The 25,142-nt window shown below is 45.3% G+C and carries 19 protein-coding genes and 1 pseudogene; 6 read left to right on the forward strand and 14 right to left on the reverse strand.

What is annotated here, in order from left to right:
• Positions 1–187: 187 nt before the first annotated feature.
• Both ACED45_RS11130 and ACED45_RS11135 read left to right on the forward strand, forming a co-directional pair.
• A complete protein-coding gene (locus tag ACED45_RS11130; RefSeq protein WP_371714041.1) occupies positions 188–1,021 on the forward strand; it encodes a LysR family transcriptional regulator in 834 nt (277 codons plus the stop codon).
• A gap of 244 nt (positions 1,022–1,265) precedes the next feature.
• Complete coding sequence (locus ACED45_RS11135; RefSeq protein ID WP_371714042.1) at positions 1,266–3,299, forward strand: alkyl sulfatase dimerization domain-containing protein; 2,034 nt, start codon at positions 1,266–1,268, stop codon at positions 3,297–3,299.
• 120 nt (positions 3,300–3,419) lie between these two features.
• Here ACED45_RS11135 and ACED45_RS11140 read toward each other — a convergent pair whose 3' ends face one another.
• Positions 3,420–4,361 carry a LysR family transcriptional regulator gene (locus ACED45_RS11140; protein WP_371714043.1) on the reverse strand — a complete coding sequence of 314 codons (942 nt, stop codon included), beginning with the start codon at positions 4,359–4,361 and terminating at the stop codon, positions 3,420–3,422.
• A 125-nt stretch (positions 4,362–4,486) separates the two neighbouring features.
• Between ACED45_RS11140 and ACED45_RS11145 the strand changes: the two genes are divergently transcribed.
• The 4 genes from ACED45_RS11145 to ACED45_RS11160 all read left to right on the forward strand — a co-directional run bounded on the left by ACED45_RS11145 (position 4,487) and on the right by ACED45_RS11160 (position 8,621).
• Positions 4,487–5,170 (forward strand): SDR family oxidoreductase, encoded by a 684-nt coding sequence (locus ACED45_RS11145; RefSeq protein WP_371714044.1) that lies wholly within the window; start codon positions 4,487–4,489, stop codon positions 5,168–5,170.
• An 83-nt stretch (positions 5,171–5,253) separates the two neighbouring features.
• Entirely contained in the window at positions 5,254–6,462 is a 1,209-nt protein-coding gene (locus ACED45_RS11150) for an MFS transporter (protein ID WP_371714045.1), read from the forward strand.
• Positions 6,463–6,510: 48 nt separating this feature from the next.
• Positions 6,511–7,599, forward strand: coding sequence for an alkene reductase (locus ACED45_RS11155; protein ID WP_371714046.1), 1,089 nt, complete (start codon positions 6,511–6,513; stop codon positions 7,597–7,599).
• 200 nt (positions 7,600–7,799) lie between these two features.
• Positions 7,800–8,621 carry an HNH endonuclease gene (locus ACED45_RS11160; protein ID WP_371714047.1) on the forward strand — a complete coding sequence of 274 codons (822 nt, stop codon included), beginning with the start codon at positions 7,800–7,802 and terminating at the stop codon, positions 8,619–8,621.
• A 258-nt stretch (positions 8,622–8,879) separates the two neighbouring features.
• Here ACED45_RS11160 and rlmJ read toward each other — a convergent pair whose 3' ends face one another.
• The 13 genes and pseudogenes from rlmJ to ACED45_RS11225 all read right to left on the reverse strand — a co-directional run.
• Positions 8,880–9,746, reverse strand: a complete 867-nt coding sequence (rlmJ, locus tag ACED45_RS11165; protein ID WP_239718589.1) for a 23S rRNA (adenine(2030)-N(6))-methyltransferase RlmJ — start codon at positions 9,744–9,746, stop codon at positions 8,880–8,882.
• Positions 9,747–9,947: 201 nt separating this feature from the next.
• On the reverse strand, positions 9,948–10,886 hold the full coding sequence (gene secF, locus ACED45_RS11170) for a protein translocase subunit SecF (protein WP_004732672.1): 939 nt from the start codon (positions 10,884–10,886) through the stop codon (positions 9,948–9,950).
• Positions 10,887–10,888: 2 nt separating this feature from the next.
• Positions 10,889–12,688, reverse strand: coding sequence for a protein translocase subunit SecD (secD, locus tag ACED45_RS11175; RefSeq protein WP_371714048.1), 1,800 nt, complete (start codon positions 12,686–12,688; stop codon positions 10,889–10,891).
• A gap of 335 nt (positions 12,689–13,023) precedes the next feature.
• On the reverse strand, positions 13,024–13,488 hold the full coding sequence (locus tag ACED45_RS11180) for a hypothetical protein (protein ID WP_123305805.1): 465 nt from the start codon (positions 13,486–13,488) through the stop codon (positions 13,024–13,026).
• 306 nt (positions 13,489–13,794) lie between these two features.
• Positions 13,795–16,575, reverse strand: coding sequence for a M16 family metallopeptidase (locus tag ACED45_RS11185; protein ID WP_371714049.1), 2,781 nt, complete (start codon positions 16,573–16,575; stop codon positions 13,795–13,797).
• Positions 16,576–16,812: 237 nt separating this feature from the next.
• The gene (locus tag ACED45_RS11190) at positions 16,813–17,661 is read right to left on the reverse strand and encodes a LytR/AlgR family response regulator transcription factor (RefSeq protein ID WP_371714050.1); all 849 of its coding nucleotides are present in this window, start codon (positions 17,659–17,661) and stop codon (positions 16,813–16,815) included.
• 72 nt (positions 17,662–17,733) lie between these two features.
• A complete protein-coding gene (locus ACED45_RS11195; protein WP_371714051.1) occupies positions 17,734–18,768 on the reverse strand; it encodes a sensor histidine kinase in 1,035 nt (344 codons plus the stop codon).
• Positions 18,768–20,060, reverse strand: coding sequence for a hypothetical protein (locus ACED45_RS11200; protein ID WP_371714052.1), 1,293 nt, complete (start codon positions 20,058–20,060; stop codon positions 18,768–18,770). The genes ACED45_RS11195 and ACED45_RS11200 overlap by 1 nt, the downstream gene beginning before the upstream one ends.
• A 9-nt stretch (positions 20,061–20,069) precedes the next feature.
• Positions 20,070–20,852, reverse strand: a complete 783-nt coding sequence (locus ACED45_RS11205; protein WP_371714053.1) for an outer membrane lipoprotein-sorting protein — start codon at positions 20,850–20,852, stop codon at positions 20,070–20,072.
• Positions 20,845–22,143 (reverse strand): ABC transporter permease, encoded by a 1,299-nt coding sequence (locus ACED45_RS11210; protein ID WP_371714054.1) that lies wholly within the window; start codon positions 22,141–22,143, stop codon positions 20,845–20,847. The genes ACED45_RS11205 and ACED45_RS11210 overlap by 8 nt, the downstream gene beginning before the upstream one ends.
• Positions 22,131–22,829, reverse strand: a complete 699-nt coding sequence (locus ACED45_RS11215; RefSeq protein ID WP_108122260.1) for an ABC transporter ATP-binding protein — start codon at positions 22,827–22,829, stop codon at positions 22,131–22,133. Before ACED45_RS11215 ends, ACED45_RS11210 begins: the two co-directional genes overlap by 13 nt.
• A gap of 86 nt (positions 22,830–22,915) precedes the next feature.
• Positions 22,916–23,596, reverse strand: coding sequence for a hypothetical protein (locus tag ACED45_RS11220; RefSeq protein ID WP_108122258.1), 681 nt, complete (start codon positions 23,594–23,596; stop codon positions 22,916–22,918).
• A 203-nt stretch (positions 23,597–23,799) separates the two neighbouring features.
• Positions 23,800–25,086: pseudogene (locus ACED45_RS11225) on the reverse strand (peptidase domain-containing ABC transporter); the annotation flags it as partial.
• Positions 25,087–25,142 lie beyond the last annotated feature (56 nt).

The following is a 25,142-nucleotide window of genomic DNA, read 5'->3' on the forward strand; positions in this document are numbered from 1 at the left end:
AATTGCTCAATTTTCAGTCATCATATCTCTGTTTCATCTTTTGGTAAAAAAGTGTGTTTTATTACAAATATATAGCGCATGTTTTCAACACATAATTTAAGCTAAAACTTGATACGGTGACTCACTCGCTTCAACCATAGAACCATATTCAAGCCACTTAATCTCTTTACCACAGGGCCTAATCGTTATGAATTTAAACCTGATAAAACACTTTCTGGCAGCCTATGACTTTAAGAGTATTTCTAAAGCGGCAGAACATATGAATATGACTCAGCCATCGATGACTGCGGCCATAAAAAACTTTGAAGAGCAAAGTGGTAAAGTCATGTTTCATCGAACAAGTCGTTCCATCCAACCGACTGAAGAAGCGCATTACCTTGCAGAACAGTGTCGAGAAATATTGGGTCGACTCGATTCAGTATTTCAAGAAGAAAGAAAGCTCAAAATATGCTGTCCAGAAGTGGTTATGCAGTCGATTCCTGACCTTAATGGGGCCTGTTTCATTGAAACACCCGCCGTTGAGTACAGTATTTTAGACCAGTTACGAACAGGTGAAGTGGATATTATCGTCGACGATATCTCCGTTACAGACCACTCATTTATCGTCGAGTCTATTGGTTCTCAAAAACTCGCCTTGGCATGCCGAAAAGATCATCCCACCATCGATAGTAACATTACACTTGAGCAATTCAAAAATGCCGAACACATCATGTTGCGCCTAAAAAATAAAAATGTGAGTGCGCTTGAAACTCGAACAGAAGAGACATTTAATCGTAATGTAGTTCGCGAAGTCTCGGGGCAATCGAACCTCCTACTGAACGCTCGCAACTCCGATGCGGTTTGCATCGTGAGTGAGTCGATGTTTGGTTTGGCTGAAGAGTTAGGGTTAAAAGTATTAAAACCGCCGTTTGCACTGCGCGACTATGAAATGCGAATGATTTATCACAAACGAAGCCTACATGACCAACAACATGCTCTGGCTCGTGAGCACATAAAAAAGTACCTCTCCCCCAATTATTGAAATAAATTATAACTATACAAATGAGTATATAAGTTATAAACCTCATCAAAACCTTGCTTTGCATAGTTAAAATCTATGCAATTCATAGCTCTTACCCAATGGTTCAATTTTCAAGATCTGCCTAAGATATCGTCATCAACGGCGCATTATATATGCCTCGTTTTCCTTCAACTTTTTGAAGAATTACGAAACAGGATAGATTCTGAATCTGATTCAAACGAAATTACAGAACCTGGGTACAACTATGAAAAAAACCATCATTGCTTTATCTATCGTCGCTTCTTTCAGTGCGATGGCTCATTCACACTCTCATGATGCTTCTGAACGCTTAACACATGGTGACCACGACCACTCCTTCGACATGAGTCAATATGATGTTGTTCTCTCAAGTAATTATGATCCAAAGGTCAATGGCATTGAGTTTCTTAACCCAAATCAATCTGCGGAACAACAAAGCTACTTTCCTCTTGGAGACAAAGCGTCAACAGAGTTGGCTGGTTCATTTCCAGAAATAATCTGGAGAGGAGAGCCCTTGTTCACACCTGAGTACGACAAGGAGAGCATGGAAAAAGCACTTCAAGAAGGCAAGAGCCACCCAGAGCTTGCGGCAATGGAAGAAGCAATGACAAACCCTGTGATCTTCAAATTATCCGATCGCATGTACAACGCCTTTGGTTTTGAAGGTGCTTCTATCACCTTTATTCAAGGCGACAAAGGGCTAATCATTGCTGATGCAGGCTCAACGGCAGAAACCGCAGCAGCGATGCTTGCCGCTTATCGTGAAGCTACGGGTGACACGCGTGAAGTCCATACTATTTTCTATACCCACCACCATCCAGATCAATGGGCGGGGACAGAAGGCCTAGCAACACGTGAAGATTTTGAAACCGGTAAAATTAACGTGATCGCACATGCTGATTTCCAAAAGAAAATGAACGAAGAGTCTGGTATTTATCTGAATCAGCAATCAATTAGAACTGCGTATGCCTTTGGCGCGTTTATCCCTCACAACAATGACTATGATAAAGGGGTAAACCAAGGTGTCGGCTACCCGTCAGACATCGTTATGCAATCAAAAAACAAATCCTTCTTTGCACCTAACATCTTGGTCGACGACCTGATGATCATGAAAGTCGACGGCTTAACATTAGAGTTTTTCCATACCCCGGGAGAAGCCCCAGATGGCGTCGCACTCTACATTCATGAAACAGGTGACATGGTCGGTGGCGATACAATTCAAGGCGAAACCATTCCGAACCTCTACACCATTCGAGGTGCAGAATACCGTGACGGCCTTGAGTGGGCTGACTCAATAGACCGCATGCGTCGCTATCAGCCGAAATCTCTATCATTGCATCACGGCCGTTCAGCTGTGAATACCGAGCGTGTTGAAGACGTGATGAAGGCTTACGCAGACTCATTACGTTACATGCAAGATCAAACGGTTCGTTACATCAACAAAGGCTATACGATGCACGAACTTTCAGACAACATCCGTTTGCCTGAAGAGCTCAAAGATCACGATTACTTGCGTCCATTGCGCGGTTCTGAGTATCAAAACGTCGCTAATATTTATGCAGGGAACGTAGGATGGTTTAACGGTGATGCAAGTGAGTTTGCTAAACCTGCCCACAAAGATATGGCGCAACTTTATGTCGACATGATGGGAGGCTCTGACGCAATCAAAAAAGCCGCAGACCGTTTAATTGAACAACAGCATTATGGTGAAGCAATGCAAATTTTGACTCACGTTATTCGCGTCGATCATGGCGATATGTATGCTCGCGGACAAAAAGCGGTCGCACTTGAACGTTGGGGCTGGGAACAATCAACTCCGGGTTGGCGTCACTGGGCATTAACTGGTGCAGCTGAACTGCGCGGTGAACTAGACGGCGTGCTTGATACGATGAACTTCTTTGGCGATGCCAGCAAGTTTGTCGATGCTCCAACCAATGATGTGATGTCACTGATTCCGACACGTTTGATGGCTGAACAGCTTACAACAAATGAAAGCCACATGATCAACCTAGTCGTCGATGGCAGCCCGTATTTGGTTAACATCTCAAACCGAACCATGGCAGTCGACAATGGGTTCAGTTCGGATGATGCCGAGCTTACGATTGAAATGACGAAGAAAGATCTTGTTCACTTGTTCTTAGTGAAAGACATCAATGTGGCAGAATCAACCGCCACAGCGACCAAGGGAGACATCAACCAACTTCAACGACTCGTTGATGTTATTGATACCTTCTCTCCCTTCTACTTGCACCTTCGCTAGAACTAGTCACTAATCATGTGCCTCAGTTACCTGAGGCACATGAGAGGTTTCCATGATAGATAAAAAGACATTCATCCCTAGAGCGCTGGCCGTCGCAATCGTTGTTTTCCTGATATGTTCTTAGCTTGGCAACACACCACTTGGATAAACACTATCTCCAAACCGGTCAAGAAGATAATCCAAAAAAAGTCGAATACGCTTCGGCTGATATTTCTTGCTGATGTACACCACATTCAAGTCGGCGCTTGATACAGAAGTCGAGGTGTTAAAGTTCTTCATGTAGCCATTAAGCAAAGTCACAAGGCGTTGGTTATTGATGTCGTCTTGTACATCCAGTACCGACTTAAGAGCAATGCCCTCTCCTTTTAATGCCCAGTAACGAATCACTTCACCATCGTCTGAGAATCGCTTTGGTACAACGGTAATCGACTTCTTCATGTCGTGATCTTGGAAGTGCCAAGTCTTGAGTTCCTCATTGCTGCGCAGCATCGCCAAGCAGTCGTGTTCAACCAAATCTTGTGGCGTCAACGGCGTCCCGTGTTTGGCGAGGTATTCAGGTGAGGCGCACAGTACGCGGCGGCTTGGTGATAAGCGTCTTGATATCAAATTGCTGTCGACCAATTCGCCATAACGGACCACGATATCCATGCCGGATTCAGCAATATTCGAGAGGTTATCGTTCAAATACAAGTAAGGGATAACGTCAGGGTATTTCTGACAAAACTCCGACAAGATTGGCAGAATGTATTGCTTTCCAATGTCCTTCGGCGCGGCGATTTTTAATGGGCCTTTGACCTCTTTGACGCCATTTTGAATCAGGTTTTCAGCCTCACTGACATTATCCAATATCTCCAAACATGCCTTGTGATACAGCTCTCCGGAATCGGTCAAAGACACATGACGCGTGCTTCGATTCAACAACTTCACACCGTATCGTTCTTCAAGCGCCTGCAGCCTTGCTGTCATGGTCGCAGGAGATAAACCCAGCTCTCGCCCAGCCGCCGCTAAACCGTGATGCTTAACAATACTGACGAACATCGCCATGTCTGAAAACTTATCCATACTATTCGTGCTCTCGCTCTATTGTTCATTTAAACCGAATAATGAATTTATATTTTAGCCAATTATCAAATTTATTCGAATAAATATAATGACAACCATCAGCAGAACACGCAGGAATTCAGCACATGAACAACGAACTAACAAACCAAGAAAAGAACACTTTCGTCATCATTGGTGGCACGTCTGGTATCGGTAAGGCATTGGCGATGCAACTAAGAAACGAGAGCAACACGGTACACATTGCTAGCCGACATACCGGTGTCGATATCACTAACGAGAAGTCGCTCTGTGATTACTTCGAATCGATTGGTGCTTTTGATCATTTAATCATGACTGCAGGCTCATACGCTCCAGCGGGAAAAGTGACAGACGTTGCTATCGACGACGCAAAGTCGGCATTTGATACCAAGTTTTGGGGCAGCCTAAACGCCGCCAAACATGCCGCACGTTACATGACACCAAACGGTTCTATCACGCTCACCACGGGTATGTTGTCACGCAAAATCGTTGCAGGCACTTACGTCAAAACCGCCATCAACGCCGCGCTAGAAAGCGTGACTAAAATACTGGCGAAAGAACTATCACCGATTCGCGTCAATGCCATTAGCCCGGGCTTAACCATGACGGAAGCCTACAAAAACATGAACGATTCTGCTCGTGCAAGCATGTACGACAACGCCAAAAACAATCTACCCGCAGGCAAGGTTGGCGAGCCTTCAGAGGTGGCTATGGGTTACCTATTCGCAATTAATAACCCATATGTGACCGGCTCAATCATCGACATCGATGGCGGTGCACTACTCGGTTAGAACCCCCGCAGAGACACAAAGAACAATCGTTAGGGCGTATATCGAAACGCCCTAACAAACAGAATTAACACAGGTACTTCACTATGAAACAAGAAAACGTCCACCAAGAAAAGATTCCATTCCAAGTTTGGATACTGACACTCGCAGCTTTTGCCATTGGCACCGCTGAATTTGTTATCGCAGGCATCCTTCCGCAAATTGCGACCTCCCTTTCGATCACCGAAGGTCAAGCAGGCTATCTAATCAGTGCCTATGCGTTAGCTATCGTTATCGGCGGACCAATCTTAACCATCTACCTTGCACGCTTTAACAAGAAGATGGTGCTGATTGGCTTAATGGCACTGTTCATCATCGGTAACGTGTTGTCGGCCTTAGCGCCAAGCTACCCATTGCTGCTCGCGAGTCGTGTTATCGCCGGCTTAGTCCAAGGACCTTTCTATGGCATAGGTGCGGTTGTCGCAACCAACTTAGTGTCGGAAAAAATGGCAGGTCGCGCCGTTGGTCAAATGTTTGCAGGCTTAACGCTCGCCAACGTTCTTGGCGTTCCCGCAGGTACTTGGGTGAGCTTGCAATTCGGTTGGCACACCACCTTCTTTACCGTGGCAGCACTTGGCACAGTTGCGATGATTTCAATCCTGACATCTATCAAATCAACGGGTCACAGCGAAGCGAAAGACATCAAAACTCAGCTCATGGCGTTCAAGAATCCAATGCTGCTTATCAGCTTGGCAATCACTGCTTTTGCTTGGTCTGGCTTCATGACGCTTTACGGCTACCTTGCGCCAATCGCTATGCACATCACGGGTTACGGCCAAGAATCGGTAACTTGGATCTTAGTGATAGTCGGTATCGGCTTAATCATCGGTAACACCTTGGGCGGGCGCTCTTCAGATAAAAACCTCGGTAAAGCTTCAATGTTTTGGGCTGTCGCGATGATCGTGTCATTGGTGGTGGTTGGCCTTGTGGTAGACAACAAAATCCTATTCGTTACCGCTGCATTTATCTTTGGTATTGCATCATTTGCGAACGTTCCTGCCATGCAGCTTCGAGTGATGAACCACGGTGGCGAAGGCCAAGAGCTAGCAGCAACAGCCAATATTTCAGCGTTTAACTTGGCCAATACCTTTGGTGGATTCCTTGGTGGCATGGTGCTCGACAGCCAACTGGGCGCAGGAATGATTCCATTCGCAGCCGTTGTGGTTCCTATCGTCGGCTTGTTCTTAATTGCTAAAGCTAACCGAAACGAGAAACCACAAAGCAACTCAATATTTGCACCAACAGAAGCTAAATAATTTAAGAATTCCGTAACTTCAAAGTGCCAATTCATAAAGGTAGATACCATGAACAAATTATTCGAAACATCAGAACTAAAAGGCCTAGAACTGCAAAACCGTGTCGTGATGGCTCCTATGACACGCGCTCGTACAAGCCAACCCGGAAACGTGCCAAATGAAATGATGGCGACTTACTACCAACAACGTGCAAGTGCAGGGCTAATCATCACCGAAGCGACACAAATCTCAGATGACTCTCAAGGGTACTCATTCACACCCGGCATTTATACCGATGCACAAATCGAAGGTTGGAAATCAGTAACCACAGCCGCAAAAGAACAAGGCGCAGCGATATTCTGCCAGTTATGGCATGTCGGCCGTGTGTCTCACCCTACCTTTCAAAAAGGCGAGTTGCCAATTGCACCGTCAGCTTTGGCGCCAATAGAAACTCAGGTTTGGATCTCTGATGAGAATGGTAATGGCAACATGGTGGATTGCATTCAACCAAGAGAAATGACCCAAACCGATATCGATCGTGTGGTTCAAGATTTTGCTAACTCAGCGAAGAAAGCCGTCGAGGCAGGGTTCAACGGAGTGGAAATCCACGGTGGTAATGGCTACCTTATCGATCAATTTCTAAGAACCAATTCAAATAAGCGCACCGACAACTATGGAGGCAGCCGCGAGAACCGGCTTCGCTTTCTGATTGAAGTGGTAGATGCAGTCATTGATGCAATTGGTGCGGATAAGGTGGGTGTGCGTTTGGCTCCATTCATCACCTTCAAAGACATGAACTGCCCAGATATAGTGCCAACGATTTTAGAAGCTTCAAAGGCACTTCAAGATAGAGACGTTGCTTATCTGCACCTATCAGAAGCCGACTGGGATGATGCTCCAGTTATTCCTGAAAGCTTCCGAATTGAGCTAAGAGAGTTATTCTCTAACACCATCATCGTTGCTGGCAGCTACACACCAGAACGCGCCGAAGAAGTGTTAAGCAAAGGCTACGCCGACCTTGTCGCATTTGGTCGCCCATTCGTAGCGAACCCAGACCTCGTATCACGCCTACAAAACGGCAGCGAACTATCCGATCTCGACGGTGCTACTCTGTTTGGCGGCAACGAAAAAGGCTATATCGATTACCCAACGTTGTAGTGGTAAAACATTAAATAAACACCAAGCCTGCATGAGTCCTGCAGGCTTGCCTCTTTAGAAACGTGACCGATTCGATACCTTTTCACACTCAAAAATTCACTTGCATATTTTGACCTAAACCACTGTTATATTTGAACTTTACATCAAATTTAAATTATAAAAATATCAATACTAATTAGAATTGAAACGAGGACTCTCCATTGTTCAATGTAGGACAGGTTTACAATCGACGTGCAGATATACACGGTCATTACAAAGGTCAGCAATATGGCGGTATCGCTACGCCGGCTGCTCACCCATATGTGTTTATCTTCACTAGCGATGCAGGCGAAGAGTTTGGCTACTCTGATGGTTTTAGTGCAGATGGCACTTTCCGATATACAGGAGAAGGGCAAGAAGGTGATATGAAAATGGTTAAAGGAAACTTGGCCATCTTTGAACACCAAAATAACCTCAAAGAGATTCTCTTATTTGAATCTGTCTCAACTGGTTTCGTAAGATTCGTCGGTGTTTGCAACTACATCTGTCATCACATCGAGCAACGCCCCGACAAGAACGACCAACTTCGTGATGCAATAGTTTTCCATCTAGATATTGTCCCACAAAGTGTCGGAAATACCATTCAAACACCAAAAGCTTCATACCTAACGAAGCCAACTAAAAGTAAATCATTGAGGCAATTACGAGACATTGCGTTAGCTTCAACGCCACTTAAAGCTGACCCCAAAGAACAACTCACACATGTGAAATATCGCAGTGAAGCCATTAAGCTTTACGCAAAAAAGAGGGCAAATGGTATTTGTGAAGGTTGTGCCGTGCCCTCACCTTTTGAGACCAAGTCAGGTCCTTACCTAGAAGTACATCACCTGACACGGTTAGCTGATGGTGGCGCTGATTGCCCTGAAAATGTAATTGCACTCTGTCCGACTTGCCATCGTAAAGCGCACTACTCAGTGGAAGCTGCAGATTTCAATGCGAAACTCATCGAGAAAGCACTAAAGATTGAAGAGCAACTGTTGTAAACATTTCCTTCAGGCAAAAGAAAGGCTCGCATGACTAGTGCGAGCCTAATGCAGTTTAGGGGGTAAACCACAATCTAGTTTAATTATTTAACTTATGAGCCATTATGCACTTGTGCGCATTGATATTCTATTTTTAAATGATTCACTGCAATTAATCAATCGATAAAAGTTAGCGTTTGGTCAATTTAAACCACATAAATAACAGTGATTTAGTGAACAGCGTCTAGAAATTAATCTTAAATCTCATATAAATCAGATTTATAGACTTCTCATTTGCCAATAACCCTCACCATTGGTTGCGAGCTGATTGTGTAAATAATCGAGCGTGTCAGCCACCTTTCCAGTAATGCCTTGAGGCGGATTAAACAGCAACAACCCACTGCCGATGAGTCGATCATCGCCCTTAGGATCGCGCAGTCGTAATTCCGATTTGATCGGACTTGGTAGCAAGCCATCTTTTACCGCTGTCACACAGTGGTTCAGAATCAGTGAGCTCTTGTCATCCGTATAAAGTGGATACCAAATCAGCGCAGACACTTTCTCAGATTGCTGATAAGCCTTCACCAAGGCATCAATCACTGCGAGATATTCAGCATCAGTTTCATAGGGTGGGTCGATAACGATCAAGTGATGATTATCGTGCTTTGCCACGTCATCAGGTAGCGCTTTAAGCCCGTCGCCCGCAGTAATGGTGAGCTTACTTGAGACATCAAGATCGCGTTGCAACTTCTCGATATTGGCTTGCAATAAATCGGCTTCATCTTGCTGAATATCTGAAAAATAGAAGCTATCTTGGCTGCGGCCTTGTTGATAGGTAATGGCTGCCGAGCCGGGATACAGCGTGATAAGTTGATTAGGGTTGTAGTATTCCAGCACCGACATAAAAGAAGAAAATGACTCTGGCAAGTAAGCCTTATTTCGCCATAAGTACCCAACCCCTTCTGCAAACTCGCCCGCGTGATTACTTGGTGCAGTGGTTAGGTCGTAACACCCTGTGCCTGAGTGTGTGTCGATAACATTGAGGCGTGAGTGTTGCTGCATTAATGATTTAACAAGTGCACTCAATACTGGATGCTTAAGTGCATCCCCATGATCGCCTACATGACATTGATGTCGATATTCCATTCCCTTGCCTCATTTCTACTAACGTCATATAAACATACTTCATATCACACGCTGCTGCCTATTCAATCCATCGTTTTTTGAAATAGCCTCTCTTTTGACTAACTGTCTGACTCTTATAAAAAATAAAGCCCTTCGTCTTATTAAAAACGAAGGGCTTTACTGACGTTACTCACGAACTCGTGCTGTTAGCTAAGAAACACCTTAAGGGTACTCACCCTCAACTTCTACTGGTGCTTTCACTTGGTAGTGACAAGGCTGTAGGCCAAGTAACTTAGGCAGTGTGATGCCGACAGAAACTGAAGACCACGTACCGCTGACAATACCAACCACCAATGCAATAGCGAACCCTTGCAGTGCCGCGCCACCAAGTAGCCAAAGCGCTGATACAGTGATTAGCGTTGTACCTGAAGTCACCATGGTGCGTGAGAACGTCGCTTTAACTGATTCGTTAAGCAGGTTATCTGTATCACCGTTTGGATTACCACGCAGCATTTCACGTACACGGTCGGCAATGATGATCGAGTCATTCAATGAATAACCCAAAATCGCCAACACGGCAGCCAATACAGTCAGGTTGAACTCAAACTGAGTAAAAGCGAACAGGCCCAAGATAAGCGTCACGTCATAGATGATCGCGGCAAGTGCGCCGAGTGCCAAGCGCCATTCAAAACGTACACTTAGGTACAGCATGATCATTAGGAAGCACACCAATACCGCCAAGCCACCTTGGTCAACCATGTCTTGACCTACCTGAGGGCCAACCACGCTGCTGTTGAGCACTTTTACTTGATCACTTACAGAAGACAAAGCATCCACTAAGTTTGGCTGTGGCGCGTCTGTCAGTTGGCTGTAACGAATTGTCCAGCGATCCTGTTCTGCCATACCAACCACTTGAACGTCTTGTTGGAAAGCCGTATCAAGTTTGGTTTTTAACGCATCTTTGGTTACTTGATCAGAGAGTTGAACCTCGGCAACCACACCGCCAGTAAAGTCCAAGCCCCAGTTAAAACCTTTCACTGCCACCAGCATCACAGAGCTCATGAACAGCACAATAGAAATCACAGACATCACCTTACGAAGGCGAGTCATATTACTATTTGAAAAATAGCGGTCTGAAATAGTCATTTTTGAAGTACTCATGCTTAAATCCTTACATCGTGGCGCTGGTCACGCCCCCAAACCAAGTTGATGATCGCTCGTGAAGCAAAGATGCCAGTGAACATACTGGTTAGAAGACCTAAGCCCAGTGTCAGAGCGAAGCCCTGAATCGGTCCATTACCAATGGTATATAGAGCCACAGCAACGATCATGGTGGTGACGTTAGCATCGAAAATAGAAGAGAACGCACTGTCAAAACCACGGTCGATGGAGCTAGCAAAGCTGCGACCTTCTTTCATCTTGTCTCGAATACGTTCGAAGATAAGCACGTTAGTATCCACCGCCATACCGACGGTCAGTACCAAGCCTGCAATACCTGGCAGAGTTAAAACGGCACCCGGTAGCAAGGCAATCAAACCAAACAATGTGGTCATGTTGACGATTAACGCGCCGTTCGCGACCCAACCAAGGCGGCGATACCATAGCGCCATAAACGTTAGAGTCAGACCGAGGCCAAGCGCCAAAGCAGCAAAGCCGTTAGTTACGTTTTCAGCCCCCAAAGACGGACCAATAGTACGTTCTTCAATGATGGTCACTGGCGCAGTCAATGAACCCGCACGCAGTAGTAACGCAAGCTCTTGTGCTTCAGCCAAGCTGCCAGCACCCGTAATTCTGAAACGGCTGCCCAGTTGAGACTGGATGTTCGCCACACTGATCACTTCACTGGTTTTTTCGCTGTTACCCGCTCTGTCACGGCTGTATTCGCTGTAAACGGTCGCCATTGGCTTACCGATATTATGGCGAGAAAACTCAGACATTTTCTTACCACCAGAAGAATCCAACGTGATGTTTACTTCTGCACTGCCCATCTCACCAATGCCACTGCGCGCATCGATAATATGTTCGCCGCTTAATACCGCTTTGCGAGCAACCACTACACGATTACCATCTGAATCTTTCAGAGTTTGAGTATTGCGCGTTGCGTTGTCGTACACAGAGTAGAACGCAAGCGAAGCCGTAGCACCAATCACGTCTTTCGCAGCTGCAGGGTCTTGTACACCAGGTAATTCGATACGAATACGGCTTTCACCTTGGCGTTGAATCGATGCCTCAGTGATGCCTAGCTCTTCAATACGGCTGCGCATGATCTGCAGGTTTTGTTGAACCGTTAGGTTGCGTAGCGTTCTTTGTTCTTCTTCAGACTGAGTTAACGTTAGCGATTTATCTGAACGGTCACGCTGCCATTGTGGGAACTCTTCACGAATCAGTTTTTGTGCTTTCTCGAAATCTGCATCAGTACGGAAGTTAAATTCAACTTGATTGTTCACCACTTTACCGCGTGCATAACGCACTTGGCTGGTGATCTCGTCGACCACAGATTGCGCTTGTGCGTGGTAAACCGGTTCCATGTCCACTTCTAACAGGAACTGCACACCACCACGTAAATCAAGGCCTAACTGAATCGGCGCGAAGCCCATGTCAGTCAGCCATTTTGGTGCTGCTGGCTCCATCGCTAGCGCAACAGTCGCGTTATCCAATAGGCGCTCATTCAGCACCTCTTTGGCTTTCGCCTGTTGTTCTGCATCTTCCAAGATCACGACCAAACGGTTGTCTTTTTGAAATGCAGATTTGGCTTGAATGCCTTCGCTAGCAAGATATTGCGTCACTTGAGTAGCGTCGATCGACTGCTCAGAACGGTTACTGATTTGAACCGAGGCATCTTCGCCAAACCAAGAAGGTAGAGCGCTTAGAATCATGATGATGATGGTGGCAATAAGCACCACGTATTTCCACTTTGAGTAGTGGTTTATTTGTTTTCTTGGAATGCGTTTTTTCACAGTCAAGATCTCTTCTTTTTACCAATCACGGTGAATAAATGATCGACACTAGCGAAGGAAAAAGGCTTGAGAACAAGGCAGGATTTTTCGATAAGTAGCTATTCTACAATCAAAAATTCTAACGCAGTTATCGAGCATTTTAACCAGCTAGGGTGTTCAGTTATTTACTACGATTGGTATGTCTAATGTTTTGCGAACTCGAGCGATGGCTAATCACAACCAGAACAAGCTGATTGAAAGGTAGTGATGCTAAAGCTGATGTCGCTATGTTTGTGTTGGTTAATTGGCGAGTTCAACGGGCACGAGGCGACCATCGATACGACCAATTTAGGGTCAAACGATTAGCTAAGAAGTTCTCGGAAATGCGAGTATTGAATGTTGCCCTCTTTCCACCCAGAAAGCCGGGAAGACGGAGAACTCACAATACTGGTCCAATGCTGCTTAGAATCCAACAACGGTGTGTTGAAAAGCAGAGAAGCCAGTATTGAAGGGGGAGAAAAGTCGATCAGTAGATGATAAGCAGGCTCAAGATCGGCCACGCTTTCTTGCTCGTTACTGAGCATACGTCTGAAGTTTGCTGCTTGGAGGCTCGACTCGGTGTCGTGATAGTTGGAACTATCACCAGAAGGCACGCTGCCAAACTGAGCCTTATCGCACTCTAAGTAGCTCGACGGATTATCCGTAGCGGCTTGTTTACAAAGATCATTCTGTGAAGATTGCTCTTGCGTCGAGTATATTTGAAACGGCTTAGAAGGAAACGAATAGCCGTTAGAATTCACTAAGCCAAAGCTCAGTAAAAACAACATTAAGACTAATCGGGTACCCAGTTTAAGCAATCTAATATCCAAACAACATTCTCGTAGATCGTCAATCTACAATACAAATGAAACGCTGTCTTGATTTAAAACATTTTTTTAGAAAATGATACGATGCAACCGATTAAGCGTTCTCGAAATTTAGATTTACATAGATCTAAAACGGCTTAACAACAGATGATACATAGACGTTATGAATGGTGAAAAAACAAGAAAGCCAAGCGATACTCGCTTGGCTTTGAGTTGTCTCTTTCTGTTGGTTTCAAGCTTTAGGCTTTAGGCTTTAGGCTTTAGGCTTTAGGCTTTAGGACGCATGATGTTCTTAACCTTACGACTATTTTCACCAAAGATGCGTTGGACAAGTTGATTCATGTCTTCACGAGAAATCGAGTTAACCGTCGCTCTCACGTTAAACAAGGCTTCTACACCATAGTCGTGTAAAAGATAACGAGACACGAACCATGCTTGGTCCACAACGCTAGTATCTAAAGGCGTAAAGTCCGCTTCTAATTGCTTGCCTGCCGCTCTAATCTCATCATTTGAGACGCCCTTCAGAAGGTCTTCGATCACGTTATCAATCGCGATTTCTATCTTATCGGCATTTTTAGGGTCGATCATCGCACCAATAAACCAGTCATGGCTTGTATCACCATCTTGCGATGCATAGTAAGCATACGGTGAATAATCTAGACTTAAATCTTCACGTATGTACGCATCTAAACGAGTAGCGAGAACGCGTTGTAGCATGTCTTCCATAAAGATATCTTTCGCCGTTTGCCCTCTTACTATTCCAGTGTACTCGGAAGGCTCCGCAATGACTCTTAACATGTACTCAGTGCTATTAGCCGTGTTAACCGCCAAATCAATGCGCGCTTTAGATGGGTGCTTGTACGCGACGTTAAAGTCAGGGACAACGGCTTTTTCCAATGGAATAGAAGCCAAATATTGACGAACCAGAGGTTTCAGTTCACTTGGATCAATATCGCCCACAATAACTAACTGATTATTTCTGAATTGACCAAACAACTGATGATGGATGCTCTTTATCTCTTCAACAGAAACCGTTTCCACACTTTTACTATCGAGCAACACATGATCACTGTCCGCTTGATAGGTATTTTGGTTCATTGCATATGCGAACTGGCCTGCCGGGCTTGCTAAGTAAGAATCTCGATTTTGAATGAACTCTTGTTTAACTGCCTCAAGTTGCTCTGGCGATACTTTGACTGATGTAACGATCGCGTTGAGCGCAGCAAAAGTTTCCGCTAAGCCACTATTGTTGAGCTTAAATTCGACGCCATGGCGGGTAAAATCGATAAACGGATAAACCTGTATATCTTCACGATCCAGATGCGCATCAAGCTCTGTACCAGTAAAACTGCCAACACCACTTCTACCAATAGCAGGAAGGACTAACTCTGTCGCTGGGTATAAGCTAGGATCAAGTGCTGCCTTGCCGCCTAAGCTTGTGTAGTAAATACCGATGTCATCACCTGCGAGATAGTCACGCAGATACCACATCTCGATACCATTGCTAAGCGTCCACTTTTGAACATATGGGTCTATATACATTTGTTCAACTAACTCAATATCTCCTTGCGAACTAGGAACAGCAAAAGCACTGCTGGTCACCGCAAACAACGGTTTGGCACCCGTTTCGCTATAAGTTGCTTTCAAGCTCTCGATAGCTTGGGTAACCGTGACTTTATCTTCGCTTTCATTCATACCAACCACTAAAAAATAGTCGCTAGAAAGCAAAGCTTTGATATTGGCATTAATCACATCAAGATTGAAGTTTGCGACAAACTCTTCAAGGCTCGCTTCATAGTCTCGCTGTGATTGCACGATTTGCTCATTCACTAAAGCCGTCGCTTTCTGGTTAGCGTGCTGTACGCTGTCCATGTTATCCCAGTCGATCTCGACGTTATTGAGTAGATCTTGGTAATAATGTTGTTCGCTGATTATTTCATTTTCAGAGACACCATAATCACGCAGAGATGCCAATGTCGCGATTAACTCCTTTTGAGTCACCTCACGAGCGCCGACAGGGAATCCAACACTCACCAATGAATAGCGCTGATATTCCATCGAATAATGTTCAGAAATCACCCACTGAATAGGCAATGCTGCATCATTGAAGCTGGTATTAAGTCGCTGCCTGATCAGTTGCAGTGTTGTCTCATCAAGCCAAAGTTGATGCTGTTGCGCACGAGTGTCCACTTCACTCGCCCCTCGATTGATCATCAAAGAGATACTTGGCGCTTCCGATTCTGCATATTCAATATAATCACCTTCGTTAAAGGTGGTAATTCTTTGTTTGTCTGGCTTGGGAGTTTGTCCACGCTGCCAGTCTGAAAACTTCTGTTCAATTAATGGAATGACGGCTTTTGTGTCAATGTCACCGGAGACAATCACCTCAACGTTCTGAGGTTGATACCAAGTCTGATAAAAGCTATTTAGTCCTTGGGAAGTCGCGCTGAGCACAGACTCTTTAGTACCAAGTGCATCTTGGCCTTCATACTGCCCCCCCTCAATGAAGTGGTCAAAAAACTGTTCTGCGAATGGCTTGTCGTCTAAGCGTGCATAACGGAACTCACCAAGAATCACACCTTTCTCTTTTTCGACTTCTGAACTTGATAGGTCTAGACCATCACCAATGTCTCGCATCCACGTCAGAGCAGACTGTAATTGGACATTGTCAGGTAAATCTAATTGATACACAGTTTCTTGGTAAGAAGTGTAGGCATTGATATCAGCACCGAAGCTAGCGCCTGCATCTTCGAATAGGCGAATCACATCATTTTGAGAGAAATTCTCACTGCCGTTGAATGCCATGTGTTCCAAAAAGTGCGCATAGCCTTCTTGTTCGTCTGTCTCTTGGAAAGAACCGGCGTGCACGACTAAACGGACAGATACGGATTCTTCATGATCTGGATAAACATGATAAGTAAGGCCATTTTCTAGTTGGCCTGAAGTCCATGCCGGATCCGGCTGGATTGGCGTTTCGGTAGTTTTTGATGTTGAGCTACAGCCAACTAAGGTGAGGCATAGAGCCGTCGCTAAATAATATGTTTTCATAACAACCTCTTAATGTCATTCATCGACAATATACAGATTGAGTTAACGATTATTATTTAATATTGAACCGGATGAGTATCTTTGTGATCTAGATCTTTATTTTATAAATCGCTCAGCGTTATGTAAGATCGCCTGTGCTCATTTAAAGTGGTGTTTTGCTAAGAGCCTAATACATCGATTTTAGACTCGCTTGCTACATACATTTAAACAATAGCTACATACATTTAAGCGAGTTCTCTACATACCCTTAAACAACGCTTGTGAGGCGCGGCTGATGGGTAGTTTTTCACTTGACACATACGCAGACATCTGGCCGGAGAGGCCTTTCTTCACCTTATCGATAGCGGAGACTTTCACCACCACTGAACGATGGATCTGCCAAAACTCATCAGGATTGAGTTGGGCGATCAACTCTTTTAGTGACACTCGAAGAATAAACTCCTCTAGGGCTCCCCCATGGCCTTTTTTGAATATCGAGACGTACTTGTCTTCTGCTTTGAAGTAAGCCACATCATCGACGGCGATTAGGTGAATGTCGTCCCCGAGACAGGCTTTAAGCCACGTGAGATACTTTTTCTGCGATAGATAAGGAGGCTGCGTAGACTGTGAGGTCGATTGTGATAACTGTTGAAGCTGAGCCATTAACGCCGTGATGTCAGTCTGCTCTGGCGTAATACCTGATTGTGTTTGATTGATCGACAGACGCGCTTGAACCTTTTGACATGTGGCCAGTAAGCGTTCTTCATTGATGGGTTTAAGCAGGTAATCCATCGCATTGTGCTCAAAAGCTTTGACTGCGTATTCGTCGTAAGCGGTAATGAAAACCACCAATGGCGGCGAATCTAGCTTGTTCAATTGTTTCGCGAGCGAGATTCCATCTAGCTCTGGCATTCGAATATCAAGAAAGACCACATCAGGCTCAAGTTGCTGAATACCCTGCATCGCCTCTAGCCCGTTTTGTGCCTTAGCGACGATCTCTAGCTCCGGCCAAACCTCAGCCAAACTCTTGTCTAGGTGATGCCTTAACAGTGCTTCATCGTCTGCGATAATCGCCGTTACGCTCGGCTGTACTGCTGGGTTGTTCATGGTTAGTCCTTTAAATTCACACTGTAAATCGTCTATTTTTCGTCACTGTTCTGTGTGTTCTGATCTGTAATTCTAGGCGGCTGCATCAGTCAACGGTAACAAGATCGTCGAGACTACCCCGCCTTTAGCGTGTTCAGTAATCGTTAGGCTCGCCTTATCACCATACAAGGTTTCGATTCTTTGACGAATATTGCTCAACCCAACACCGTGACCCGTATTCGCAGAAGGCGTTTTCAACCCAGCGCCATTATCAGCCACTTCAATTTTTAGCTGCTGTTCTTGTTGAGTAATACGAATATTCACTTGGCCACCAGCGGCTTTGGGCTCGATGCCGTGCGTGAGTGCATTCTCGACCAAAGGTTGAATCAAGAACGGTGGAATCACCTGCAAATCGCTAATCTCGTGTGTTTCAATCGAGAACGCTAAGCGCTCACCCAAGCGTATCTTCTGAATATTAAGATAAGCGTCTAACAAGTCGACCTCTTGTGCGATGGTCGAGTGTTCAGTGCGGCTGTTTTTCAAAGTCACACGCAACAAGTCGGTCAGTTTTTCAAGCATCAACTTGGCTTTCGCGCTGTCACTCTCAATAAATACATTGATGGTCGCAAGCGTGTTGAACAGGAAGTGCGGCTCAATTTGGCTCTGTAGTTGTTTAAGCTGACTCAGCACCACCACCTTTTCTTGATCGGCCTGACGACGCTTAGCCACTTCCAATTCGTTATCAGCGCGTAGTTGTTGCTCTCGGGTATAGAAATAGTAATAACAAACTGAACAGAAGATCACACCGAGCAACACCACAGATTTAAGGTCCGAGATATTGGCCCCGAAATACCCGTTCAACCAATAGTGCGCGTTCAAGGTACCAAAGGTCATCGCGATCACCATTGAGATACCCACATCAAACACCTTTGATTTCCTCTTAAACACCTCAACCAAGATAAAAGAAGAACCCACCGCGCTGTAGCCAAAACCAAAGCTTATCGCGAGATTGACCACAAGATCGCCGCCCCAAATTGTCTGTGTGGTGATGGCGATAACGAAACAAAACAGAGTGGTCAGCGTAAAGCTTTTAATCCATGGAAACTTACTGTTTGAAAAAGTGTTCATTAAAATCGTCCTTTGATATTTAAAAGAATCATATGACTATCGGGTAAGTTGGCGTAAGCAGAATCACTTTTACCGCCTAGAAAGCGTGCAGCAAGTTCCAAATCCAACGATGAATGGCCATTATCTAAAGCCTGATAGTTGAGCCACTGGGTCGCAATAAAACCGCCATCTTGTGGAGACAACATCACATCAAATGTCGGCGTGATATCTTCAAGCCAGCCATGTGTCGAATCCAGAGACCAGTGAAACATGATGTTGTGTTGAACCAAATTGGCGTGTTGATAACCTTGCGCGTAAGAACCTGCCAGTGATGCTGTCATCGGATTAACCGACAAAGACTCTGCACTTTCTATTGCACTTTGCCATTCAGAATTGCTCCAAGCGCGGCTATCAAACCAATATTCCAAGACCACATTGTGACCCGTGTCATTGGCCCATGTTAGTCCTGCCAACGCTTGATAAGCTTCGCCCTGCTCTTCAAGATAAACCGGTTTAAGCAGTAAGTTAGGCTGACTGTAGCCAAGGCTTTGTCGTTGATAGACCACCGAGCCATGAAACTCCCAAGCGAGGTTCAACACCGACACTAAACTCGCCCCAAGCAAGCCGTGACGTACATCGTCATAATAAGCGACCCATTGATACTCGTGATCACCTACAAGATTGTAACGACGTAAGCCAACCCCTTGTTGTTGGTTCTGCTTTTCGAATTCATTTACGTCTTGAGAAGTCCATGACGAATCGCTGTAAAGCAGTGTCCATTCTCCCGTCATATCGAACAGTGACGCCGAGGCCACACCCGCGCCCTCTTCTGCGACAATGCCCACCGGGTTTTGTCGATAAGGCTTGATGATGTCTAACGGTCGATAGCCATAACCCACGCCCCAATCCAAACGAACCTTGCCAAGCGTGACATCGAGGTAATGGTCGCCGATTAATGAATTCGACAGCTCAACGCCCCCTTGCCAAAACAACTCACGCACAATGAATTCAGACTCAAAGCTCGCGTCTTGTTGTTGAGGGTTGTTGCTTAGAATATCGTTGGCTTTCACTGCGAACAGACCAAGCCAATTGCCATATCCAACCTCAAGATCCAGCAAGCCATTGAATGACTGACGATTATCAGATGGTAAGGGGCTGAATGGCGACTCTCGCGATTCAACGGCTTCTGCACTGAGTTGCCAATCCCACGCCAAGTTCAGATCGTCCGCTTGAATCGTGTTACTCACACAAGACAAAGCAAGCAAAGTAACGGCTGAATACTTGATGTGGAATCGGCGATTGGAAGCTTTCATGACGCTCACCTAAAGTCCAGACACGCTGTTACGCGATAGGTAGGCAGGGTTGTAGTATTTGTCTTCCAAGCTTTGTTCAATCACTTCGCGATACTCAATCACGGTTTTCTTACTCGGCTGAATCTTATCGAGCAAGGTCATCGACACTACTGTTGGTAATCCATCTCGCACGCCTTCGGTAAACCACGCTTGCTTCGCCAGTTTTCCTGAACGCAGATACAGATCCGCTTTAACTGGAAACGCTCGGTCTGCTGTTAACCACAGATCAATCGACTGATAACTCGCACCCTTGGTTTTCGCCGCGAGCTTTAAGTGATGGGTATCGAGTGTCTCGCCAGTCGGCATCTCAACCTGTTGCTCAGCAACCCACTCACCTTGGTAATCTTCGCTCCAAGTGAGCGTCGATATATCTCCGACCGAAGCTTCACCAAGCAGTTTTTGCATCGGTGTGATACGAATTGGGCGACGAGATTTCGGCATCAACAACCAATAGTTATCTTCAATCATCAGCATCTTCTGCCCAGCCTCGACCGCCGACTTGAACACGACCAACGACTCTCGATTTGGTCTTGTATAGACGTTGTATTCACGGGTTTTGTCCAGTTGCTCGTCTTGATATAACGCCACCAAAGACACTACCTTAGACGCTTGTGCGCTGTTCAAACGATAGCTGTCTGCCTTGGCAATCATCTCAGTGACTTGTTGTGAATCAACCGCCCAGCTTGGTGTCGATACTAAAACCAGAACCAATACAGAACCTAAAACAGTGAGTAAACGAGTAAATTTATACATAAACCAGCGCCTCCGTGATTGGCTTATTCACGCCCTTGCGAGCAGAGAAATAAGCAGCCAGCAAACATATCGTCAGCACACCCAAAGTGGCGTAACCAACCAATTCCAATGAGAAGTAAATGTTGAGTGGGTAACCCTCGGTTCTGCCGGGAGGTGGTGGCATTTGTATATCAACCACCAGCAATAACACCGACACTAAGCCACTCACTAACGCGCCGATCGCGCTACCAATCACAGCCAACAATCCCGCCTCTTTTAAGAAACCTGCCACGATTTCAGAAGGGTAACTGCCGAGTGCCGACAAGGTGCCAATTTCTCGAGTGCGTTCGGTCACCGACATGGTCATGGTGTTAAACAGCGACACGAACACCACCAACGCCATCACTGCGCCCATGATGCCGAAGATCCGGTCGTAAAGCTCTTTAACCTTGGTGTAGAAAAACGCACGATCTTGCCATGGGGTGATCTCGATCTCTGTACCTTGTTCGCTTTGGCTCGCGCTATTTCGATCCAAAGCCGTTTGGATACGCTGTTGAACGGTCGAGGTCTTGCTGGTTTCAAAAAGGAATACCGACAAGGTGCTCACTTTGTCTGAAGCCAAAAGCTCTTGAGCGGTCGTGATATGAACATACAGCTGACGCTTATCCAGCTCAGGCACACCCGTCGAATAGATACCCTGCACCTTAAAATCAAACGCGTTCAAAGCACCGTCACTGGTGGTTGCAAGCAGTGTCACCCAATCGCCAACCGCAACTTTGAGGTTACGAGCCAGTTCAGTTCCCAGCATGACTTGTGGTTCTTGGCTGTCGTATCTTGGGGATTTCACATCCGACAGAGTTTGCCCGCTGCGCACATCAAGGAAAGGTCCTTTCATATCGAACTCACGCTCATTCACGCCCGTTCCCATAAAGATGGTCGATTTGCTGCCGTTAGACACCAAACCGCTGAAGTAGACTCGTGGCTGCACACCACGCACATCGCTGTCGCCAATAATGCTCTTGGTGAGCGCTTGAACATTATCCAAGCCATTGCTCAGCGGCATGTCTTCATCTTGCTCAAAATAACCCGGTGTGCTCAAAGTAAGATGACCAGTATCGCGCGCGGTCGATTCTCTCAAAGATTCGTAGGTATAAAGTCCGTAACCACCGGCACTGGTGAGTGCGAAAACCGCAATCGCGATGATCAACACCGAAAGCAAGCTACGACGACCGTTTCTTAATAAGTTAAGCCAAGCCAAACGCATCGAAGTTGGAAGTAAAAACGTGCTCATTCTTTGTGTTAACTTGCCCATGAGATAGCCTCCGTTGCTGTGACTTGTGGCGCCAGTTGGCCGTCGATAAGTTCAATTACTCTGTCACAACGCTGCGCCATTCTTGGGTCATGCGTTGCGACAATGAAAGTCGTGCCCATTTCGTGGCCGAGCTCTTTCATAATGTCGATCACTAGGTTGGCGGTGTGGCTGTCTAGGCTGGCGGTCGGCTCATCGGCAATCACTAAGCTTGGGTTGTGGATCAGTGCTCTGGCTATTGCGACACGTTGCTGCTGACCACCAGAAAGATTGTCTGGGCGGTGATGAACGTAATCCCCTAGCCCAACACGCTCTAACATGTCTTGTGCTCTGGTCTGCTGTTCTTGCTTAGAGCATTGGTTCAACATCAATGGATAAGCGACATTCTCAAGAGCCGTCATTACAGGAACCAAATTGAAGCGCTGAAACACAAAACCCAACGACTGACGACGAAAACGCGCAGCGGCGATTTGCTCTGTCGGATACGCTTTTCCATCAATATTGATCTCGCCTCGGTAATCCATATCCAACAATCCAAGAATATTCAAAAGTGTGCTTTTGCCAGAACCTGATGGCCCACATAACGCCACCATTTCACCACGTTGGATATGTCCATCGACCCCGTTTAATGCATCAGCACGTTGACCGCCAGTCACATACGCTTTGCCGATATTTTTAAATTCAATCATTCCCTTGTCCTCTGATTACCCATCATTCTTAAGCGTTCGCAGTTGTTAATGAGCTTAAGTAAACCGCTATTTAGCATTCGCAGCTGTTATTTAGCTTTCGCTATTAGGGCTTTAGCCGTCATTGTCTCGATGTTGCCTGCATCGGTGTTTTCCATTTTTTCAAGCCACACCTGTGCTTGCTCGAAGTCTTCAGCACGAATCGATGCGGTAATGGCATAACGGTAAATCCACGAGGTTGCAGCGAAGTGCTGTTGTTGAAAATCATCTTCCGCAAGTAACGAGAGGAACAGGTCATAACCACGATCGAAATGGTTAAACATGTCTGGCAGAGAGGTGTAAGTCACCGCAGCCATTGCGCGAGTTAGGTAAGAATCTGGCAGCCCTTGAACGCGAGGTTGCTCATGAATTGGTTGGTCTTCGTCTTTCAGCAGCACCAGTGATTTATCAATGGTTGATAAGCCCTTCTCCACATACTTCATCTTATTCCAAGGCAAGAACGCATCACGCCCCATCAGGGTTTCTGTGCTTCCGAGGTAAACCAAGGTCAGTGGTGTCGCACCGTCTTGTTGCAGCGTGTCGTTCAGACGTTCGTAAGCCACCTCAACCAGATCTTCATTGCCTTGCGCGGCTTGGTTATAGATATCAAGCACATCTGAACTCGGGTTCGCCAAAGCTAATGACGGTGCAAACGAAACAAGTGCAATCAGTAATGAACGCTTAAGCAGAGAAGTGGTAGAGCCTGAATTTAATGAGTGTGAAGTAGTCATGATTTCTAATCCCTTTCAAATGTTGACGTTGAAAGGTTAACTAGAATTTGTCATGCCGTTTTATCAATGCGACGAATGGTAATTATAAGGAGTGAATGGCTTGGAGAGGGTGTGAGTGGGGAAACGAAAAGCAAAAGCCACAAGCATACTATGGCTTTAGATAATAACTACAACGAAAGCTTACGCATTAAACCGAGCTTACATTAAGCGCTATTGTGGGCGAGCTCAGTAAGATAAGGGTTTTGTACTTCTGATATTTCACCATTTTTCAAAAGAAGTACTCTATCAGCCATCGATATTGTTTTTGGACGGTGAGCGATCATCAATGTAGGCAAACCTGTATCTCTTAACATTTTGCAAACAAATGATTCAGTCTTTACATCTAAGCTGCTTGTCGCTTCATCCAAGATTAAAGCTTCAGGTTTTTTGTACAACGCGCGCGCAATCAATATTCTTTGTTTTTGACCTGTAGATAAGCTTGATCCCATCTCTCCGATCAAGGTGTGATACCCCATGCTTAGGCATTCTATATCATCATGTATGCTTGCTTTTTTAGTACACATTACCAACCAATCCTCATCGATTTCCGATCTCCCAAAAGCAATATTCTCGATGATGGAGCCGCTAAACAACTGATCTTCTTGGAATACAGCACCAATGCGTGGCCTTACCTCTTGCATTGAAAGACTTGAATCTCCAAAATATTCAATACTTCCCGATGTTGGCTTGTAAAGACCAAGTAATAATTTGGCGATAGTAGACTTTCCTTCTCCTGATGGCCCAATAAGAGCAACAATTTCCCCTTGATTTATCTGGAAAGACGCTTCTTTAAATAAAAGGGGTTCATTTACCCCATAAGAGAAAGAGAGGTCCGACACAATAATATGTTCGTTATTTTTAACTATAGTGCTCTTTCTTACTTGCGCAAAGCTATGTTCACTACCCCCTTCTTTTGGCGTCAATACGATATCAGCAAGCCTTTCGTTATATACAGACAGCATCTTATATTCAAAGAATTTATCGATTAGTGAACTGATACTTCCAGAAAAACGGCCTTGATAAGATAAGAAAGCCACGAGCATTCCTATAGTAAATTGACCACTTAACACCAAACTTGCCCCAAGCCAAAGTACAGTAGCTGAAACTAAACTAATCACACAAATATTGACTGTGTTATAGATCATTCCTAGTTTTAACTCATGAAGCTGAGCATTTCGTCTGTTGATGTTAAGGTTTTTCCAAGCGGCCTCCCGCCATGGAAGCGTACCGTTCACTCTTAAACTTAACACCCCTTTAATGGTTTCTAAAAAGTAACTCTCTTCTTTTGTATTTGCTTCCCAGGTATTTTCCTCAGCACGTTTAAATGTATTGAACCAAACAAAGCGCAGTAAAACGTAGATGAGTGCAGCAATGATGGCAACAATTGAAAGCTCGGGACTATACAAGATCATTACTGTTAATGTTCCGATAACAAGAACAGCATCAAGTAGTGGCTTTGTTTCCTAAATCAGGGAACTAATGCTTAAAGCTACGATCAGATCATCTA

Source organism: Vibrio crassostreae, assembly GCF_041439375.1.
Classification (GTDB): domain Bacteria; phylum Pseudomonadota; class Gammaproteobacteria; order Enterobacterales; family Vibrionaceae; genus Vibrio; species Vibrio crassostreae_D.

What these genes read in the sequence shown, in the direction of transcription:
- ACED45_RS11145 (WP_371714044.1), top strand. Translation starts at nt 4,487, where the DNA reads ATGAACAACGAACTAACAAACCAAGAAAAGAACACTTTCGTCATCATT.
- ACED45_RS11215 (WP_108122260.1), bottom strand. Translation starts at nt 22,829, where the DNA reads ATGATTGAATTTAAAAATATCGGCAAAGCGTATGTGACTGGCGGTCAA.
- ACED45_RS11220 (WP_108122258.1), bottom strand. Translation starts at nt 23,596, where the DNA reads ATGACTACTTCACACTCATTAAATTCAGGCTCTACCACTTCTCTGCTT.
- ACED45_RS11205 (WP_371714053.1), bottom strand. Translation starts at nt 20,852, where the DNA reads ATGTATAAATTTACTCGTTTACTCACTGTTTTAGGTTCTGTATTGGTT.
- ACED45_RS11155 (WP_371714046.1), top strand. Translation starts at nt 6,511, where the DNA reads ATGAACAAATTATTCGAAACATCAGAACTAAAAGGCCTAGAACTGCAA.
- ACED45_RS11200 (WP_371714052.1), bottom strand. Translation starts at nt 20,060, where the DNA reads ATGAAAGCTTCCAATCGCCGATTCCACATCAAGTATTCAGCCGTTACT.
- ACED45_RS11195 (WP_371714051.1), bottom strand. Translation starts at nt 18,768, where the DNA reads ATGAACACTTTTTCAAACAGTAAGTTTCCATGGATTAAAAGCTTTACG.
- ACED45_RS11190 (WP_371714050.1), bottom strand. Translation starts at nt 17,661, where the DNA reads ATGAACAACCCAGCAGTACAGCCGAGCGTAACGGCGATTATCGCAGAC.
- rlmJ (WP_239718589.1), bottom strand. Translation starts at nt 9,746, where the DNA reads ATGGAATATCGACATCAATGTCATGTAGGCGATCATGGGGATGCACTT.
- secF (WP_004732672.1), bottom strand. Translation starts at nt 10,886, where the DNA reads ATGAGTACTTCAAAAATGACTATTTCAGACCGCTATTTTTCAAATAGT.
- ACED45_RS11140 (WP_371714043.1), bottom strand. Translation starts at nt 4,361, where the DNA reads ATGGATAAGTTTTCAGACATGGCGATGTTCGTCAGTATTGTTAAGCAT.
- ACED45_RS11135 (WP_371714042.1), top strand. Translation starts at nt 1,266, where the DNA reads ATGAAAAAAACCATCATTGCTTTATCTATCGTCGCTTCTTTCAGTGCG.
- ACED45_RS11180 (WP_123305805.1), bottom strand. Translation starts at nt 13,488, where the DNA reads ATGTTGTTTTTACTGAGCTTTGGCTTAGTGAATTCTAACGGCTATTCG.
- ACED45_RS11150 (WP_371714045.1), top strand. Translation starts at nt 5,254, where the DNA reads ATGAAACAAGAAAACGTCCACCAAGAAAAGATTCCATTCCAAGTTTGG.
- ACED45_RS11185 (WP_371714049.1), bottom strand. Translation starts at nt 16,575, where the DNA reads ATGAAAACATATTATTTAGCGACGGCTCTATGCCTCACCTTAGTTGGC.
- ACED45_RS11130 (WP_371714041.1), top strand. Translation starts at nt 188, where the DNA reads ATGAATTTAAACCTGATAAAACACTTTCTGGCAGCCTATGACTTTAAG.
- ACED45_RS11210 (WP_371714054.1), bottom strand. Translation starts at nt 22,143, where the DNA reads ATGGGCAAGTTAACACAAAGAATGAGCACGTTTTTACTTCCAACTTCG.